Below are 17,877 nucleotides of genomic sequence, written 5' to 3'. Positions count from 1 at the left end.
CTGCAGGATAAGGATCTTGAACAGCAATATCGCATCGTATCCTCTGGGGCCAACGTTTGACTTTCGTTTCTTATTGCGGACTTTTTCGATAGCCGGTCGGAACAATTCCCAATCAATAACCTCATTCAGCCTAGCGAGGGGGTCACCATTCTTGTCAATTTTGAGCAATCTATCCTGCAGATCGAAAAAGCCGGGCTGAATCATGGTTGTCTCCATCGAGTAAGGTTACCGCTTGATCTCAAATCGACAGAATTGTACCAAATTTATGCAAAAACAGCAAGTTAACTGTCAAGATGCTGCGAATTACTGTATTTAATTTTCAAGGAACCCTTAAGTCTGCCCGAGACAGGAACCGTTGGTTGGAATTGCTTTACAAGGCAAAACAAAGATATGGTCTTGTGGTCCTGAATTATATGGTTGCAAGGCTAAGTCAAAATAACAACCATCTTTGGAATGTTTACCAGTAAATAACAAGCTGTTGCGTCGGCCCGACCCGAGATGTTCGATATGTTCTGACCAATACGACACGTGTCAAGTGCCGACTCGCCTCCTTGTTCCCTTCTAAAAAATGCGAAACAAGAAGTGCCATCTCCATTATTCTGGCGTCAATTCAATAAGCATAGGATCTAATTGGATGTCTGGCCTGACAAGGCACCTTTTCACGAAGGGTTTATAGCCTTGCACACGGATAATGAGCTCATATTCTCCAGGGACCAACCCAAAGAAAATGAAATGTCCTTTGTAGTACAAATCAGTACGTGAAAGAGTATAGTCAAAGATATTGTCATCTTCCCCTTCAAGCACATGGAGTTTTCGATCAATACCTGTACCATTTAATGTAATTGATTTTACCCTGAAGTTCGCCTCATATGGCATCCCTGCAACCCAATCTTCCGATTGCAAAGGGGATATCAAGCTCCCATAGATTATATTATCACGGGTTAGTTTATACCTCAGTTCACCTGTTTTATTATTCTCAATTGTAACCGGCACAAATTTCTCTCCGGTCGCAGTTAAAGCGCCGAAAGTTGCCAAGTAGTCCCCGGTTGGGAAAGGGCCAAGTACTCTGCCATTATCATTAGCACTTAATTCTATCACCGTTTCCGCATTCTTTTTGCCAACGGGCTGCAGTATAAGAGTAGGAGGCGACCTTTCTCCTTCGAAGGGATAGTCGTATGAAAAATGGATCTTAAGAAATCCTCCTAATTGGCGGGGAGAAGTACCTTGGTTTTCGGCAAGGGTGTTGATGATCGAATTGTACTGTTCCAATACCTCTTTGCTGTGAATGATGCTGGTATGGTCCTCATTAAAGGCATAATTCATTTGCGCCTCTGACTGAGCCCTGCGGTCTAACAGACTGGAAAAAGCAATAGTTCTGTCGTTATTTGATCGAAATGGGTTGCGGTTACCCCTATGGCCGTAAAACATATAAAAGCTGACGGTCTCGGGCATCTTTGTTCTGTATAGAGATTGGATAAAAGGACTTTCCGGCTGCATATCAATCCAGCACGGGACGACTGCTGGAGATTGCTTGACGCCGTATTCGGCCATCCCGTCGCCTCCCCAAGGGGTCGCCAGTGAAACAAGGAGTTGTACATATGGAAAGTTGGCGCTGTGGTCAACGACAAAAGAGCGGGCAACCAGTCCCCCCATGCTGTGAGCGGTAATATAGAGCTGGTCAAAATGATATTTGCTTTGCAGGTTTTGTAACTTCCAAAGCAACAGATAGGACATGCTTTGAATGCGGCTCCCGCTTGGATAATAAAAAAACCATGGTTGGAAACGCGTTCTATCGATGTTATCGATAAAATACTTCCATCCTTTTGGCGTGCCTGTAGCGCCGTGTATAAAGAGGATAGGTATTTTTTGAGGATCGTATTCCTCGATAAAAAAGATATTGCCGCCAAACTCCTTAAAAAAGGAAACACCTTCCCAGTAGCCTTTGCTCCCATACTCCTCTGAAAAACGTTCATCATCCAGTTCGATTATTGCTCCCGCAAGCCGACTGTGAAGCTTACGGGGCTTAACCGATGAGATTTCAAATCCGAAGGGCACCTCAATATTTTGAATCTTTTCCGGAATAGAAATATTGATGCTCCCAACAACTCCTCCAGACGGTGCGGTAACCATTTTTTGTCCACCATACTGCCCTGCCGGCTCGTCTGCGTCATAAATGAGATTGCTGTTTTTGTCCCAATACGCAAATACGTAATAATCTCCTTTGGCAACCATGAGTTCGTACTCACCGGAATCATGCAGGACGGTATAGTGGGCAACCTCTCTTTTTCCCTGAACTATCGAGTAGGCAGCCACAATAATGGGCCCCTTACCTGGAAAGGTAGCAGATATACGTCCGACCAGGACGGTGGAGGATAAGGCTTCGATATTCTCATTCTGTAATTTTATTAGGGCGCAACCAGTTGTAATTAGGCAAATTATCAATAAAATGACCGAAGGCCCTGGGGAAATTTTAGACAAACCTTTTTTCAAGCAGACCATAGCGGATTTGAAGGTAAGCATGCTTCTGTCCTGTTTGTTAATTAAAAAAATATAAGCTCGCCTGTTACTTTGTTAAGAATGGCCTATAGAGACTCTATAACACGACTTTAGTAAGGTTGTACAGAAAGCGTGCCTGCTCGGCAACAAGGATTCAGTTGCGGTAGTATCGTGCAGCCATGGTTTCAATATTAGCACTGGCAGGACTAAGCTGCTCTCGGCCTAATGTGGTGAATATGTTTCCTGATAAGGTTTCTTCACAAAATACTCCCCAGCCAAACTCAAGAGTGTTCCTCTACGTTAAAACTTGGCTTCCAGAGAGAGCAAAGAAAGCTCTGCTTGCCCTCAAGCCATTGCAACGCCGGCATATCCCGGGAATAGGCCATGTATATACGCACTACATTGTGATAGCCAGTGCTTGTTCTATAAGTTCAGGGTGTTACACAGTGGCAGCGTCGTGAAGTTTATTCAAAAATCAGGTCCCTCTTACTGGATTTTCTGGACGAGGCTAGAAGTTTTTGGACGAATGCCAAAGGAGTAATCGCGGAGAAAACCAGCTAAAAAACGGAGGTGTAGTCTAATCACCGGGCTCTTACGCTGGCAGCAGGGTATCGAGTCCCCTTGGGGTGATCATCTAGCCCGGCTGGTGTGGTCTGGGGTAAATGCCCGAGCTTCACCCACATTGACACAGAGGGACCAGATCTATCCTGCCGCTGGTAATATTTTTTCTGGTACCAGTAAAAAAAAAGCCCCTGGCTGTCATGGCCAGGGGCTTATTTTGATGAACAGGTGAGGAACCTCTTACCTGCCCGATATCAAACGTCTTTCTGAAAATGTGGCAAATTGTGGGAAATTGGAGCCTGTTTTTCTTCCAATAAAAAAAGGGGTTAGCGTCAGCTAACCCCTTGATATTCCATGGTGCCCGGAGAGAGAATCGAACTCTCACAGCCATACGGCCGAGGGATTTTAAGTCCCTTGCGTCTACCAGTTCCGCCATCCGGGCGAGGTGGCTAATTTATACACAGCCCCGGGAAATTTGTCAAACCAGATTTGAGCTTTTGATATTGGGTACTAGCTTGGGTTAACACAGGAAAATAATTCCCAGTTATGGTATAGTCGCAGCGACAGGGGAGTTCGGGATCCTCCAGGCCGGCAGGGGGGATCCCCGCAACCTTTTCGTACCTGTTTGCGCGCTTGGCAGCAGCGGTGGGTAACTCGCTCTCCCAGAGCCCGGCGCAGACTCCGAATGGGCACATCTGTGTCGTCCGGCGCGGCTCGTAGCTGTCCGGAATTATCAGTAGCATTTGCAATTATCTGACGTGTTATAGGTCTCTTTCCAGCGGTTAACAGATGCGTAAAGCCCTTATCATCGGTATTCTTTTCCTCTTGCTCCTCCTGGGCGGCACCTTCGGCTATATGCTGTTGGAAAATACCAGCTTCTGGGGCGGGATGTACCTGACCATTATCACGGTCTTTACCGTGGGCTATGGTGATGTGGTGCCCATCTATCCTGCCGGCAAGGTCTTTACCGTTTTTCTGGTGATCACCAGTGTCAGCTTTGTGATGTATACCTTTAGTAAGATCACCGAAACCATGATCGAGGGAGAGTTACGTGGACTCTTTAAGAGGAGAAAAATGGATCATCAGGTAGCCCTACTCCACGACCATTACCTGGTCTGCGGTTTCGGCAGGATCGGCAGAGAGATCTGCAATATCCTCAAGGAGTATAATCGCCCCTTTGTGGTGATCGACAACGATGCGGAGGTGGTCAAGGATGTCGAACAACTGGGCTATCTGGCCTATGAGGGGGAGGCCTCGGATGATGAGGTCCTGCTCAACGCCGGGATCAAACGTGCCCAGGGTTTGGTCTCGGTGGTCTCCACCGACGCGGATAATCTCTACATCACCCTGACCGCCAGGGGCTTGAATCCCGAACTCTATATCATGGCCCGCTCCAGCGGTGCCACCGGGGTGCAGACCAAGCTGATGCGGGCCGGGGCCTCCAAGGTGATCTCACCCTACGCCATCGGGGCCAAGCGGATGGCCCACCTGATCGTCCGTCCCACGGTAACCGATTTCATCGACCTGACCATGCGGGCAGGAGAGCTGGATCTGCTGATGGAGGAGCTGCGGGTCAGTTGCGACTCGCACCTGATCGGCAAGAACCTGATCGAGGCAGAGATCCGCAAGAAGTATGATGTGATCGTGGTGGCGATCAAGCGTGAAGACGGGGCCATGCTCTTTAACCCCAAACCCGACACCTGCATCCTTTCAGGCGATATCCTGATCGTCCTTGGTTCCTACGAGGACATCACCGGCCTGGGCACGGAACTCTAAGTCCCTTCCCCAGCCCTTCCCTGACCAGGGCTACCCTGGTTTCCCTGAATCAGGGGCGGAGTCCGGCTGAAGCAGTATTTCAGCTGCCGGCACAGACTCCGTCGCTGTTTCGGGCGTGTCGGCGAGTCTTATTGGCCCTTGACCAGGGCCAGCATCTCCCGCACCGCCTGGTCCAGGCCCACGATCACGGCCCTGCTGATCACGGCATGGCCGATGCTGAGCTCCTCGATATAGGGGATGGCGGCGATGGCGGCGGTGTTGCGGTAATCCAGGCCATGGCCGGCATAGACCCGCAGGCCGGATTCAAAGGCCAGCTCCGCTGCCTGTTCAATCAGGCGGAATTCCTGCTGCTGCTCCTCTTCCGTAACCGCATCACAGTAGCGGCCGGTGTGGAGCTCGACAAAGGTCGCCCCGCACTCTGCTGCGGCCTCTATCTGGGTCGCGTCGGGGTCGATGAACAGCGAGACCGGGATCCCGGCTCGGTCCATCTTGGCAACGGTCTTGCGGACCCGTTTGCTGTTCGCCACCACATCCAGACCGCCCTCGGTGGTCAGCTCCTGCCGTTTTTCCGGGACCAGGGTGATCATATCCGGCTTGATCTCCAGGGCGATCTCGATGATCTCCTTGGCAATGGCCATCTCCAGGTTGAGTTTGGTCTTGATGGTCTGGCGCAGCAGGCGGACATCGCGGTCCTGGATATGGCGCCGATCCTCACGCAGATGGACCACGATCCCTTCGGCCCCGGCCAACTCGCAGAGGCCTGCGGCCAGGACCGGATCAGGTTCGGCGATACCTCTGGCCTGACGGACTGTGGCAACGTGGTCAACATTAATGGCAAGATGTGGCATGGTGTTTCTCCTGAAGGTTTGAAGCTGTTGAAAGAGCAGTTGTTCCTGATCCCACATGGCAATGGCCTCTTCTTCGGAACGCTCGTGGTCCTGGCCGAGAAGATGCAAGAGCCCGTGGATGATGAGTTGGCTAAGGCGATGATGGAGGCTGACCCCCAGCTCGGCGGCCTCGCGGCCGGCCGTCTCCACGGCGATGAGGATGTCGCCCAGTTCGTTACCGCCCTTGAGCATGGCCGGGAAGTCGTCGTCACCGTCCTGACAGGGGAAGGAGAGGACGTTGGTCGGGCCCGACTTGTGGCGGTACTGTTGGTTGTAGCCGGCCATCTCCGAATCGCTCATCAGCACCACATTCCATTGGCTCGGACCCAGCTCGAGCAGGGCGGCCAACTGGGCACAGCGCTGTTCCAGGAGCTCTGAGTTGAGGGGGTGATGGGCGACATCCGGGGTGATGGAAAGGTTCATGGTCTTGGTATTCAAGGTTGAGCTCGCTGATCAGTTTTTTTTCTGTGATTTCTTTTCATAGGCATGGATGATCTCCTGGACCAGCGGATGGCGGACTACATCGGACTTGTTAAATGTGCTGAATCCTATCCCGTTGATTCCTTTGAGGATCTTTTTGGCCTCTATCAATCCGGAGCGCTGGCTGCCGGGCAGGTCGATCTGGGTGACGTCACCGGTGATCACGGCCTGGCTGTTGAAGCCGATCCGGGTGAGGAACATCTTCATCTGTTCACGGGTGGTGTTCTGGGCCTCATCCAGGATGATAAAGGCGTCGTTGAGCGTTCTGCCCCGCATGAAGGCCAGGGGGGCCACCTCGATGATCCCGCGTTCCAGCATCTCCTGGGCCTTTTCCTGGCCAAGCATGTCGTTGATGGCGTCGGTCAGGGGGCGGAGGTAGGGATCAACCTTTTGGGCCATGTCGCCGGGCAGGAATCCCAGCTTTTCTCCGGCCTCAACCGCCGGTCTGGTCAGGATGATGGTGTTGACCCGTTCACTGGTGAGTGCCGATACGGCCATGGCCACGGCCAGATAGGTCTTGCCGGTTCCGGCCGGGCCGATCCCGAAGACGATGTCGTGGTTGCGGATGGTTTCGATATAGCGCTTCTGGTTGACCGATTTTGGCGAGACCACCCGGTTACGGGAGGTGATGTAGACCTTGTCCAGGAAGATCTCTTCAAGCCTGGTGGTGGGTGAGGACTCCAGGATCTTGACCCCAAAGGCGACATCCTGGGTAAAGACCGGGTACCCCTTCTGGATCAGGGCATAGAGCTGTTCCAGGGTGGACTGGGCAATCTCCACGGCATGGGCCCTGCCTTCCAACTGGACCTGGCTGCCGCGGACATGGATCCGGGTGCCGGTGGCCTGCTCGATGGTCTGAAGGTTCTTGTTGAAGTCGCCAAACAGGATCTGGGCAGAGCTGTTATCGCTGAAGTCGAGTTCTCTGCTGATCGGGGTGTTGAGTTTATTGGTGGATTTCACGCTACTGGTTCCCGTCCTGCTGCAGCGCCTTGTCGATCATGGCCTGCATGGCCTCCAGGGAGCGACTCTTGACCAGTATACCGTTGAGAAAGAGGGTGGGGGTGCCGCTGACCTCGGCCTTTTGGGCATCATACATATCCCTGGCTAGCTGTTGTTCGGTGGCAGCTGAGTTCAGGTCCCTGTTAAAGGTCTCCATGTCCAGGCCGATCTTGGCGGCCGACTCGCTGATGGACTGGCTGCTGATCTTCTTGGTGGCAAAGAGCTGGTCATGCATCTCCCAGAATTTACCCTGTTGCTGGGCGGCAATGGCGGCCCGGGCAGCAGGCTTGGCCTGGGCATGCATCCGCAGGGGGAGATGTTTAAAGGCAATCTTGATCTTGCCGGGGTTGGCCTTGAGCAGTTTGTCCAGGATCGGCTTTACCTTGCTGCAGTAGGGGCATTCAAAATCGGAAAATTCCACCAGGGTGAGGGGCGCCTCGGGATCGCCAAGCAGAGGGGCTGTGGAGGTGTCGATCTCCTGGGTAAAGCTGATGTCAATGGCCGTAAAGCTCTGTTCGGTGCCGTTTAAGAGATAGATGGCCTCGCCCCGCGGGGCAATATCGATGTCGATTATATCCGGAGAGACCGGCAGGGCGCCGAGCTTCTTGCCTGTGATGGTATAGATGTGGACCTTGGCATCGTTACCCAGGATAAAGGTTCGCTTCTTGTCCAGGGACTGGACCATGGCCAGGGGTTTGGCCTGGATCTTCCAGCTGGTTATTTCGGACCAGTTGAGGTTGCCGGTGCGTTGGACCTTAGCGGCCTCTGCACCATAGAGTGTCTGGGAGAAGAGCAGGGGGATACAGAGGAAGAGGATGCGTAGCATGGCTGGATTCCCGGTTAAGGAGACAGTGGAGTTCCCGGCAGTCCGGGAGTGACGACAAATTATAACAAGGCCCTACTATAATGTCGCTCCAGGGAATCCGCAAGGCGCAAGAACAGGGTAAGCCGCTACAACCACTTCATCTTCAGGCGTTGGTTCCTGGGGTCGGAGACCGTCCCGGTTCAGGCAGCAACCTGAAACCCCGGAGCCAGAGCAGCTCTGCTGGCAGGGTTCTTGCCCTGAAAGCGTCCCAGAGGGGTACGGAAGAGGTGAGGGCGGTTGTCGGCTCAAGGGAGAACGCTGCAGATGATCGCTGCAGGAGGGCACTGCAGGAAGGCACTGCAGGATAGCGTTGACGGCAGGCCATGTTTTGTAATATCCTCTGCTGCCCGTGCTCTGCTGTATGCGGGCGGTCAAGGCGTCTCTTTAGGCTGCCGTGGAAAAAGGCGTTATCTTCCAATTTCCACCGTGTTCTGCCGTATGCTGGCCCACGCCGCCCTATGCTGAAAATTGTATCCTCGGAATATCGGTTCTATGCCTGCGGTACACTTTTTTTCATGCCTCGGAGTCTGCGCTTGCCTGATCTTGCTCGATAATTGAATTTTTCAAGGTCCCCCTTAAACAATGATGAGGTCTGTCTGTGAAGTCTGTCAACTCTATCAACGCTGTTCTCTCGGTGCTGTTCGCTCTTGCCCTGTTGAGCGGCTGTGCCACCACCACGGCACCCACCGAGAGTTCCACCAAAACCTTTGATAAAACCACCAATGCCGCTCTGGACCTGACCTCCAGTACCAGCCCCGGATCTTCCGGCAGCGGCAGTGCCGGAGTCGCCGCCTTTACCCGGGCCAACTACGCAGCCCTGCAGGCAGAGATGGCAGCCGGCAGCGGCGAGCACCTGGCTGCCCTGGCCGGTTTGCTCCAGATCCCTGCCCAGGAGCAGCCTGCCTTTTTCCAGACGGTCCAGCAGGAGTATGGCTGGCTCTATCCTGCGGCCGGTACCAGTCCCGAGCAGATGCTGGCTGCTCTCCGGATCAGTCTCGGTCGGGCCGAGCTCTCCAGTCAGGCCCTGTAGGGGCGCAATGGTCGGTATTGGCTGCCAGGAGCGTATTGGTCTCCATGACCACCATTTTGGCCTGCTGCCCTGATCGAGCCGTCCGCTCCCTGGATCCTGCCTCTCTGCGCAGCATGATGATTCAACGGATCCAGGGCTGGATGTTGGCCCTTGCGGCGGTGCTCTGTTTCTGCCAGCTCTTCCTGATCACCCTGCCCCGGGAGGCTGTTGCTGCAGCCTCGGCCGGGCGACTTGCCGAGCTGAAGCGCCGGGCAGGGGAGTCCGGGCTCTGGCAATCGCCCGGATGGCTGGGGCTGCTCCACTATCCCCGCTCCCGGGGAGGTGCTCCCGGACAGAGCCGGATAGACGGGGGGACCTTTTTTCTGGCCCCCAGAGGTAAGCAGGATCCAGGGGCCGAAGGCGAGGCCACCCTGGAGGCGCTCTTTGCCGGGCCTAAGGGGGGAGAGGAGGATCTGCGTTGTCGCTATCCGGCCAGGTACGATCTGCTGCTCAGGGCCCTGGCTCCCGAGCAGCCGCCGGTTGGGGGGGCAGGCGCCGGGCCCGGTTTCCTGCCGGAGCTGAGCTGTCCCCGCCTGGGCCCCTGGCTTAAGGGGATCAACGGGGTCGGGGTTACCCTGGCCTTTCCCGTATCCTACCTGAATAATCCGGCCTCCATGTTCGGTCATACCCTGCTGCGGATCGATTCGGCCGACTTCTCACCCCACCACCCACTCCTGGCCGCAGCCATCGGTTTTGCCGCGGTCACCCAGGAGGAACACGGCCTCGGCTATGCCCTGAAGGGGATCTTCGGCGGCTACAGCGGACGTTTTTCAGCAGAGCCCTACTATCTCCAGGCCCAGCGCTACGGTGAGCTCGAGAATCGGGATATCTGGGAGTATCCTCTGGATCTCAGCCCGGCAGAGACCCGTTACCTGCTCTACCATCTTTGGGAGCTGCAGCAGGCTGAGTTTGCCTACTTCTTTTTTTCCGAAAATTGCTCCTACCAGCTGCTGGCCCTGTTGGAGGCGGTTCGCCCCTCCCTGGATCTCAGTTCAGGTTTTAGGTTCTGGACCATGCCGGTGGAGACGGTGGGCCTGCTGGTTGAGACCATGGGCCGGGATGGGAAGGTGAGCTACCGGCCCAGTCTGCGTCGCCAACTCCAGGCCAGGGCAGCGGGGCTTGGCCCGGAGCTGGTCAAGCTGGCCAAAACCATGGCCCGGGCAGATGGGGGGCTGAATCGAGCAGGCTACCTGGCCCTTGCCTTTGAGCGGCAGGCCCAGGTCCTGGAGTTTGCCCAGCTCTATCTGCGCTATCTTGATTCGAGCTATCTAGACCTTGGTGAAGGCAGGAATGGCGCTGCCGGGGAGGGAGCTGAAGCCACGGAGCAGGGGAGGCGCGGCCATGAGCTGAATCTGGCGCGCAGCCGCCTGGGCCTGCCTGCAGCCGGGGGCGAGAGCTACCAGGTGAGCCAGCCGGCCAGGCGGCCTGATCAGGGCCATCCGCCTGCTCGGCTGGAGCTTGGGTTTGGCAGGGAAGGGGGGCGCAGCTTCCTTGAGCTGGGCCTGCGGCCTGCCCTCCACGACCTCTCTGACCCGCTCCCGGGTTACGATCCAGGGGCGGAGATCGAGCTGTTTTCCTCCAGGTTTCGTTACTCCCCGGAGCAGGAGCAGCTCAGCCTGGAGGGCCTTGAGCTGGTCCACATCCTTGCTGCTGCACCCGGAGACGGGGTCAGTCAGCCCCTGGCCTGGAAGGGGCGGCTGGCCATGGAACGGTATCGATTTGAAGACGATCGGCGAAGCCTGGCAGCCAGGGGCGAGTTTGGCTTTGGCCGGAGCGTGGCCCTCTCTCCGAAGTCCATGGCCTATGCGCTCCTGGGTGGCTCTGTGCTGGCCTCAGATCAACTGGTGGACCGGTTCAACCTGGGACCATCGTGCTTTTTCGGTCTCTGGACCGGGGTCAGCCAGGGCTGGCAGAGCGGTATCCGGGCAGAGCTTACCCCCCTGCTGCTTAAACCGACAGGACTGCTCTATCGCTTGGAGTGGCTCAACACCTTCCAGCTCAGCACCAACTCCAGCCTGGTGGCGGAGGCTGCCATCAGGCGTGATGTTGACCAGCCAACCCTGCAGCTTGGTCTCCGCTGGCGCTGCTATTTTGCCCTCTGAACAGCAGCCCCCCAGAGGGGCGCTGTTTCCTCCCGGATCAGCTCCGCCAGGGACAGATTTGCCCTCCCCATCCTGAAGCCATTGAAAATGTGGAGTTTTCTTGAAAGTTGGAAAAAACACTATATGTGGGGCGCTTTATGGTTGAAGCGTCCCATATGTTGTGATACGTTGTTGTCGATGCCACAGGGAGCAGAGCCCATTCTTCTTCCTGTATGTGCGTCTTTATTTTCAACAATCAAGCAGGACATGATCTTCCACCAGGGAGGAGCAGGCATACCTTTGAACAAGATTTAAGGGTCCGTGCAGAGGGGTTCAGCCCATGAACCCAAGGCTTCTTTTGGTGGATTTTTTTTGTGTCCATTTTCATACCGTAACAGACAAGCCGAATACGATGGATCGCCGCTGGCCCGCCGGGCTGGTTCGGCCGTGAAACAGGTGCGTCACCTGTCCAGGCAGGACTGCGTCACCGCAACAAGCTGTTTCATCCAGGGGAGGAAGAATGACCAAAGAGATGCCGAAACATCAGTTGACCGAGACCGCCGAGGCGGTACTTGACCGCCGCTATTACCTCAAAGACGAACAGGGCCTGGCCATCGAGAACTGGGAGACCCTGTGTCGCCGGGTGGCCAATGCCGTAGCCCTGGTGGATCAGGATCTTGACGATTATGAACAGATCCGGGAAGAGTTTTTCAAGATGATCTATCAGCTTGATTTTCTGCCCAACTCACCCTGTCTGATGAACGCGGGCACCGATCTTGGTCAGCTCTCGGCCTGCTTTGTGCTGCCGGTGGATGATTCCATGGACGGGATCTTTACCTCCATCAGAAACGGGGCCCTGGTCCACAAGACCGGCGGCGGCACCGGCTACTCCTTTTCCAGGCTCCGGCCCAAGAACTCCGCGGTCCGCTCCACCCAGGGGGTGGCCTCGGGGCCGCTAAGTTTTGCCGCGGTCTTTGATGCCGCCACCGAGACCATCAAGCAGGGCGGCAAACGGCGGGGCGCCAACATGGGGGTCCTGCGGGTGGATCACCCGGATATCCTCGACTTCATCATTGCCAAGGAAGAGCAGGATCGCTACACCAACTTCAACTTCAGTGTGGCCATCACCGATCGCTTCATGGAGGCGGTGAAAAACGACCAGGAGTATGACCTGGTGGATCCCTCTACCGGCAAGGCGGTCAATACCCTGCGGGCCCTGAAGGTCTTTAACAAGATCATCGACCTGGCCTGGCATAACGGCGAGCCCGGGGTGCTCTTCATCGATGCGGCCAATCGCGACAACGCCACCCCCCAACTGGGTGAGTTTGAGGCCACCAACCCCTGCGGCGAACAGTGGCTGCTGCCCTACGAGTCCTGTAACCTGGGCTCCATCAACCTGGGCCGCTATGTGCGTAACGGCGAGCTGGACTGGGATGAGCTGGCCAATACCGTGCACCTGGCGGTCCGCTTCCTCGATAACGTCATCGACTGCAACCGGTTCCCCATCCCGGAGATCGCCGAGATGACCCAGAAGACCCGGAAGGTGGGACTGGGGGTGATGGGCATGCACGACATGCTGATTCAGCTGGAGCTGCCCTATGGCACCGAAGAGGGGCGCAAGGCCTCGGCCGCTGCCATGGCCTTTGTCCGCAAAGAGGCCGAGGTCGCCTCCACAGCCATTGCCGCGGTCAAAGGCCCTTTTCCTGCCTATGATAAGGAGCTCAACGACTATCCTGCCCGGCGCAATGCCGCCATGACCTCCATCCAGCCCACCGGTACCGTCTCCATGATCGCCGACTGCGCCTCGGGCTGCGAGCCCTACTTTTCCATTGTCATGGAAAAAAACGTCATGGACGGCGACCGCTTCCTGATGGTGAACAAGCTCTTTGAAGAGGTGGCGCGCAGGGAGGGCTTCTACTCTCCGGACCTCTTGGAGAAGGTCGCGGCCAGCGGCACGGTGATCGGGCATGACGAGATCCCTGAACGCTGGCAGGAGATCTTCCGTACGGCCCAGGATATCTCCCCGGAGAATCATATCCGGATGCAGGGCATCCTCCAGCAGAACGGGGTGGATTCCTCCATCAGCAAGACCATCAACCTGCCCTCATCGGCCAGCCGGGAAGATGTGGAGACCTCCTATCAGCTCGGTTTTGAGCTGGGCTGCAAGGGACTGACCGTCTACCGCGACGGTTCCCGCGACCACCAGGTCCTCAACACCACCGCCACCGAGAGCGAGGAGCAGACCGCCATGGTCTCTGCTGCCGGCCTGGTGCGTAAGGCCACCCTCCCGGATGTGCTCAGCGCCAAGCGTTACCGCCTAAAGGATGCCAACCAGAATACCATCTACCTGATCGTCTGTTTCGATGAGAATGAGAATCCCATGGAGGTCTTTGCCAAGTTCCCCTTTGATAACCGGGTGGATCTGAAGGACAAGTCCACCATGTGGACCACCACCTGTCGGCTGGTCTCCCTCTGCCTGCGCTACCAGATCCCCATGGACGAGATCATCAAGCAGCTGGATCGTTCCAGCGGCCACATGCTCGATCTGCCGGCCCAGCTGGGCAAACTGCTCAAGTCCTTCATGGCAGGGACCCAGCACGGGTTTGCCTCGGTCTGTCCCGAGTGTACCGGCAAGCTGGTCTTTGAAGAGGGCTGTGAGATCTGCCGGGACTGCGGCTACTCCAAGTGCTCCTAAGGTGTGGCTGTTGCCTTTAGGAGAGGTTAGGAGAGATTAGGAGAGGGGCCCTGGACTTGCTCCATGCCCCCGGAGCTGCGGCGAGTTACCAGGGGCTCCATCCTGGATTGGCTTCAGCCGGAAGATACGGTTTCCAGGTTGCCCGGAGGCCGGTAATTTGTTACATCTTTTTCCTGGATCTGGCAGCGTGAGCATGATGGTTGATTACAGCTGGCAATGAAGAGAAATCGGAAGAGGAACATAGAGATATGGCAAAAATCGGCAGAAACCAACCCTGTCCCTGCGGCTCGGGCAAGAAGTATAAACACTGTTGTCTGAGCGCCCGGCAGCTGGAGACCCAGGTCCTGGAGCAGCATCAGATCAGGGTGACCCTGACCCAGGCCATTGAAAAGATTCAACAGGCTGCGGCCGAACAGCGAGAGAGTTTCTTTGAGCTGGGGGTATTTATCTTTTTCAGCAGCGCGGCAGGAGATGCCTGGTTGTTGGAGGTCACGGATTCCGATGCGGTTCAGGTGGCTGAGGCGGGCAGGGCGCTGGAGGTGCCCATTGAAGAGGATAGTGAGACCATTGAAATGAACTGGAGTCACACCTTTGCGATGCGCGCCAAACAGCTCTATCTGACCGCCTATGCAGATAAGGCCGAGCATCGTCTGGAGGATGCGCCCTGTCAGCAGATCAATGCCGCCGTGCGTCGGGTCAGGAAACGCTATGCCCCGGAGATGCTGGAGCAGGTTCACCTCTCCAAGGGGGAGTCCGGGGAAGGCGCGCAGGAGCGGTAATGAGCTTGCCCCCTCCCAAGAAGCTGTTACGTCTGATCCCCGTGGCCATGGTCATGGGGATCATCTTTTATCTCTCCCACCAACCCGGTCACAGCTTTGATCTTCCCCGGGTGGTGAATCTGGATAAACTCCTCCACACCATGGTCTACACCTGCCTGGGGTTGGCCGCCGGCTACGCCCTGCCCCCTGAGTTCCGGCGGCGTCACCCATCCGGGGTGATGGTCGGGCTTGTCCTCTTTTGCCTCTGTTACGGGCTCAGCGATGAGTTCCATCAGTCCTTCATCCCCGGGCGTGAGCCTTCTGTCGGTGATCTGCTGGCCGATACCCTGGGCGGCTGCATTGCCGTAGCGAGCCTTCGTCTCCATGAGTTCTGCCGGCCGCGGCCCGCTGCTGCCGGAGACGGGAAAACAGGTCTGTCCGGGCGCTAGCACAAGCGCCTTCCTGCCTTCAGCAGAGGCCAAGACCCGGGCAGCGGCCCCGCTCTCTTCAGAGGGGCTGCTGCCGGTCTCTACTGCAGGGATCTACTGCAGGGTTAAGCCTTAACGGTTCTTCCTCAGCAGTCGGGCCATATCCTTGGCAAAGTAGGTCAGGATGATGTCTGCACCTGCCCGGCGGATGCTGAGCAGGGTCTCGGCCATGACCCGTTCCTCGTCGATCCATCCCTTTGCAGCAGCAGCCTTGATCATGGCGTACTCACCGCTGACGTGATAGGCCGCCACCGGCAGGTCGAACTCATCGTGCAGCTGCCGGATGATATCCAGGTAGGCCACCGCCGGTTTCACCATCAGGATATCCGCCCCCTCCTCCACGTCCAGGGTAGCCTCGCGCAGGGCCTCACGGCAGTTGGCAGGATCCATCTGATAGCTCCGCCGGTCCCCGAACTGGGGCGCACAGTCGGCGGCATCCCGGAAGGGACCGTAAAAGGCCGAGGCATACTTGACCGCATAGGACATGATCGGCACCATGTGGTGGGAGTTCTCGTCCAGGGCAGCGCGGATCTCGCTGATCCGACCGTCCATCATGTCCGAAGGGGCCACCATGTCGGCTCCGGCCTCGGCGTGGGAGAGGGCGGTCTTGGCCAGCAGCTCCAGGGTGGCGTCGTTATCCACCTCTTCACCGTGGAGGCAGCCGCAGTGGCCGTGGTCGGTATACTCACAGAGGCAGACATCGGTGATCACGTTGAGCTGGGGTGCCTTGTTCTTCAGCTCTCTGATGGCCTGCTGGATGATGCCATTTCTGGCATAGGCCCCAGAGCCGAGTCCGTCCTTCTTTTCCGGCAGGCCAAAGAGGATAACCGAGCGTATCCCCAGTTCCAGGCACTCCTTGGCCTCCTTGGCCAGTTGGTCGATGGAGAGGCGGAACACTCCGGGCATGGAGGGGACCTCTTCGCGTTTGCCTTTACCCGGGAGGACAAAGAGGGGATAGACCAGTTGATCGGCAACCAGGATGGTTTCACGGATCATGGAACGAAGGGTAGCGGTCTGCCGCATTCTGCGCGGACGATATTCAGGAAAAACCATGGGACACCTGTAGATGGTAATGGGGAATAAGTAAAGGGCACCTTGAATAGACGTTCTGGCTATTCAAGATACCCTGAAGGTTTATGGGGTATATACGGTTCACCTTGGCTGAGAGCTCTCTGCTCCGCTCTCTGGGGCAGGCTCGAAGCAGCGGCCTGGCCGATCTCCTGGAAGAGATCCTGCCGTTCAAGGGGCCCGGGGTTGTAGCCCTTCTCATCCGGAGACCTGCCGCGGCTGCGTCCGCGACCTACTTGCCTACCTCGATCTCCAGGGCCTTGAGCCGTTTATAGAGGTGGCTCCGTTCCATGCCCACCTGTTCGGCGGTCTTGGAGATGTTGTTCTCATTTTCCGCCAGCTTGGCCTTGAGATAGGTGACTTCAAAGGCCTTGCGGGCCTCCTTGAAGGGCAGCTGGTGGAGTTGATGCTCCTCCAGGCTGATGGGGGCAGCCGGCGGCAGGTCCTTGCCCAGGAACAGGGCCGCATCCTGGTCATGGATCACATCGTTGGGGCTCATGATCACCAGCCGTTCGATCATGTTGCGCAGCTCTCGGACATTGCCCGGCCAGTCGTGACGCATCAACAGCGCCATGGCGGCCGGTGACATGCTCTTCTCTCCCAGCCCCTTGTGGCGGTAATTGCGCAGAAATTCCGCAACCAGCAGGGGGATGTCCTCTCTGCGTTCCCTGAGGTAGGGAACGGTGATGGGTACCACGTTCAGGCGGTAGAAGAGGTCTTCCCGGAAGTTGCCCTTCTTGATCTCCTCTTCCAGGTTCTTGTTGGTGGCAGCCAGGACCCGGACATCCACCTTGATGGTCTTGGCACCGCCGACCCGTTCGAATTTTCGTTCCTGGAGGATACGGAGCACCTTGGCCTGACTCTTCAGGCTCATGTCGCCGATCTCATCCAAAAACAGGGTGGAGCCGTTGGCCTGGTCAAACTTGCCCTTCTTGGCCTCGGTGGCACCGGTAAAGGCCCCCTTGACATGGCCGAAGAGTTCTGACTCGATCAGCTCTTCGGGAATGGCGGCACAGTTAACCTCGATCATGGGCTGGAGGTGGCGGGGAGAGCGGCGGTGGATGGTCTGGGCCACCAACTCCTTGCCGGTGCCGTGGCCGCCCCGGATCAGGACCCAGGCATCGGTGGGGGCGACCCGTTCTATCTGTTCCCGCAGGGTCTCGACGATAGCGGTTCGGCCGGTGATATCAGGTTTTGCCGGCCCGCTCTCGCGCAGCAGTTGGTTCTCCAGCTCCAGCCGGGCCACGTGGAGCCCCTTGTCAACGGTATGGATGATCTTGTCGTAGGAGAGGGGCTTTTCAATAAAGTCAAAGGCGCCCATGCGGGTGGCCTGCACAGCCGTGTCAATGGTGCCATGGCCCGAAATCATGATCACCGGCAGGCCGTAGCGCTCCCTGATCAGCTTGAGGGCCTCCAGGCCATCCATCCCCGGCATCCAGATGTCCAACAGGACCAGCTGGATCTCCTCTTCGGCCAGGAGTTGGAGTCCCTCTTCGGCAGAGCCGGCGGTTCGCGGCGCAAAGCCCTCGTCCACCAGTACTCCGGCAAGGGATTCGCGGATGGAGGCTTCGTCGTCGATGATCAGGATGTTCTTGGACATAACAACAGAGAAAGAGTCGCAGCTAAAAGGTATGGGGTTGGGCCTTGCCCCTGA

12 protein-coding genes, 1 tRNA gene and 1 pseudogene are annotated in these 17,877 nt (G+C 56.8%); 6 read left to right on the top strand and 8 right to left on the bottom strand.

All coding sequences use genetic code 11. The features are described from left to right. The 3 genes and pseudogenes from G494_RS27420 to G494_RS0113220 all read right to left on the bottom strand — a co-directional run. Positions 1-204, bottom strand: a pseudogene (locus G494_RS27420) (IS5/IS1182 family transposase); the annotation flags it as partial. A gap of 390 nt (positions 205-594) precedes the next feature. Next, on the bottom strand, positions 595-2,520 hold the full coding sequence (locus tag G494_RS0113225) for an alpha/beta hydrolase (protein ID WP_028584928.1): 1,926 nt from the start codon (positions 2,518-2,520) through the stop codon (positions 595-597). Positions 2,521-3,412: 892 nt separating this feature from the next. After that, a tRNA-Leu gene (locus tag G494_RS0113220) sits at positions 3,413-3,499 on the bottom strand. A 347-nt stretch (positions 3,500-3,846) separates the two neighbouring features. Between G494_RS0113220 and G494_RS0113210 the strand changes: the two genes are divergently transcribed. After that, positions 3,847-4,833 carry a potassium channel family protein gene (locus G494_RS0113210; RefSeq protein WP_028584926.1) on the top strand — a complete coding sequence of 329 codons (987 nt, stop codon included), beginning with the start codon at positions 3,847-3,849 and terminating at the stop codon, positions 4,831-4,833. Between the two features lie 128 nt (positions 4,834-4,961). Here the strand turns inward: G494_RS0113210 and G494_RS26200 are convergent, their stop codons facing one another. From G494_RS26200 to G494_RS0113195, 3 genes are read right to left on the bottom strand one after another with little or no spacing between them, the layout of a single operon-like run. Beyond that, positions 4,962-6,158: a pyridoxine 5'-phosphate synthase gene (locus G494_RS26200; RefSeq protein ID WP_232362552.1), complete on the bottom strand. Its 1,197-nt coding sequence runs from the start codon at positions 6,156-6,158 to the stop codon at positions 4,962-4,964. A 15-nt stretch (positions 6,159-6,173) separates the two neighbouring features. Next, entirely contained in the window at positions 6,174-7,160 is a 987-nt protein-coding gene (locus G494_RS23420; RefSeq protein WP_051305686.1) for a PhoH family protein, read from the bottom strand. 1 nt (position 7,161) lies between these two features. Beyond that, positions 7,162-8,025 (bottom strand): thioredoxin domain-containing protein, encoded by an 864-nt coding sequence (locus G494_RS0113195; protein WP_028584924.1) that lies wholly within the window; start codon positions 8,023-8,025, stop codon positions 7,162-7,164. Between the two features lie 637 nt (positions 8,026-8,662). Here G494_RS0113195 and G494_RS25560 point away from each other — a divergent pair. The 5 genes from G494_RS25560 (at position 8,663) to G494_RS23405 (ending at position 15,116) form a co-directional block, all read left to right on the top strand. Then, the gene (locus G494_RS25560; RefSeq protein ID WP_051305685.1) at positions 8,663-9,094 is read left to right on the top strand and encodes a DUF3015 family protein; all 432 of its coding nucleotides are present in this window, start codon (positions 8,663-8,665) and stop codon (positions 9,092-9,094) included. A gap of 44 nt (positions 9,095-9,138) precedes the next feature. Beyond that, positions 9,139-11,235, top strand: a complete 2,097-nt coding sequence (locus G494_RS23410) for an Lnb N-terminal periplasmic domain-containing protein (RefSeq protein WP_051305684.1) — start codon at positions 9,139-9,141, stop codon at positions 11,233-11,235. Between the two features lie 499 nt (positions 11,236-11,734). Continuing rightward, complete coding sequence (locus G494_RS0113180; protein WP_028584923.1) at positions 11,735-13,909, top strand: adenosylcobalamin-dependent ribonucleoside-diphosphate reductase; 2,175 nt, start codon at positions 11,735-11,737, stop codon at positions 13,907-13,909. A 248-nt stretch (positions 13,910-14,157) separates the two neighbouring features. Beyond that, positions 14,158-14,688, top strand: coding sequence for an SEC-C metal-binding domain-containing protein (locus G494_RS0113175; protein WP_028584922.1), 531 nt, complete (start codon positions 14,158-14,160; stop codon positions 14,686-14,688). After that, entirely contained in the window at positions 14,688-15,116 is a 429-nt protein-coding gene (locus G494_RS23405) for a VanZ family protein (RefSeq protein ID WP_035246467.1), read from the top strand. The genes G494_RS0113175 and G494_RS23405 overlap by 1 nt, the downstream gene beginning before the upstream one ends. Positions 15,117-15,227: 111 nt before the next feature. Here G494_RS23405 and hemB read toward each other — a convergent pair whose 3' ends face one another. Together hemB and G494_RS0113160 are read right to left on the bottom strand one after the other, a co-directional pair. Next, positions 15,228-16,208 (bottom strand): porphobilinogen synthase, encoded by a 981-nt coding sequence (gene hemB / locus G494_RS0113165; protein WP_028584921.1) that lies wholly within the window; start codon positions 16,206-16,208, stop codon positions 15,228-15,230. Between the two features lie 247 nt (positions 16,209-16,455). Then, positions 16,456-17,823: a sigma-54-dependent transcriptional regulator gene (locus tag G494_RS0113160; protein WP_028584920.1), complete on the bottom strand. Its 1,368-nt coding sequence runs from the start codon at positions 17,821-17,823 to the stop codon at positions 16,456-16,458. Positions 17,824-17,877 lie beyond the last annotated feature (54 nt).

Origin of the sequence: Desulfogranum mediterraneum DSM 13871, assembly GCF_000429965.1 — a bacterium.
GTDB lineage: Bacteria > Desulfobacterota > Desulfobulbia > Desulfobulbales > Desulfobulbaceae > Desulfogranum > Desulfogranum mediterraneum.
This window is presented reverse-complemented; position numbering and strand designations above follow the sequence as displayed.

Coding starts and splice junctions, on each gene's coding strand:
- G494_RS23410 (WP_051305684.1), top strand. CDS start 9,139: ATGACCACCATTTTGGCCTGCTGCCCTGATCGAGCCGTCCGCTCCCTG.
- G494_RS0113175 (WP_028584922.1), top strand. CDS start 14,158: ATGGCAAAAATCGGCAGAAACCAACCCTGTCCCTGCGGCTCGGGCAAG.
- G494_RS23405 (WP_035246467.1), top strand. CDS start 14,688: ATGAGCTTGCCCCCTCCCAAGAAGCTGTTACGTCTGATCCCCGTGGCC.
- G494_RS0113210 (WP_028584926.1), top strand. CDS start 3,847: ATGCGTAAAGCCCTTATCATCGGTATTCTTTTCCTCTTGCTCCTCCTG.
- hemB (WP_028584921.1), bottom strand. CDS start 16,208: ATGGTTTTTCCTGAATATCGTCCGCGCAGAATGCGGCAGACCGCTACC.
- G494_RS0113180 (WP_028584923.1), top strand. CDS start 11,735: ATGACCAAAGAGATGCCGAAACATCAGTTGACCGAGACCGCCGAGGCG.
- G494_RS0113160 (WP_028584920.1), bottom strand. CDS start 17,823: ATGTCCAAGAACATCCTGATCATCGACGACGAAGCCTCCATCCGCGAA.
- G494_RS0113195 (WP_028584924.1), bottom strand. CDS start 8,025: ATGCTACGCATCCTCTTCCTCTGTATCCCCCTGCTCTTCTCCCAGACA.
- G494_RS0113225 (WP_028584928.1), bottom strand. CDS start 2,520: ATGCTTACCTTCAAATCCGCTATGGTCTGCTTGAAAAAAGGTTTGTCT.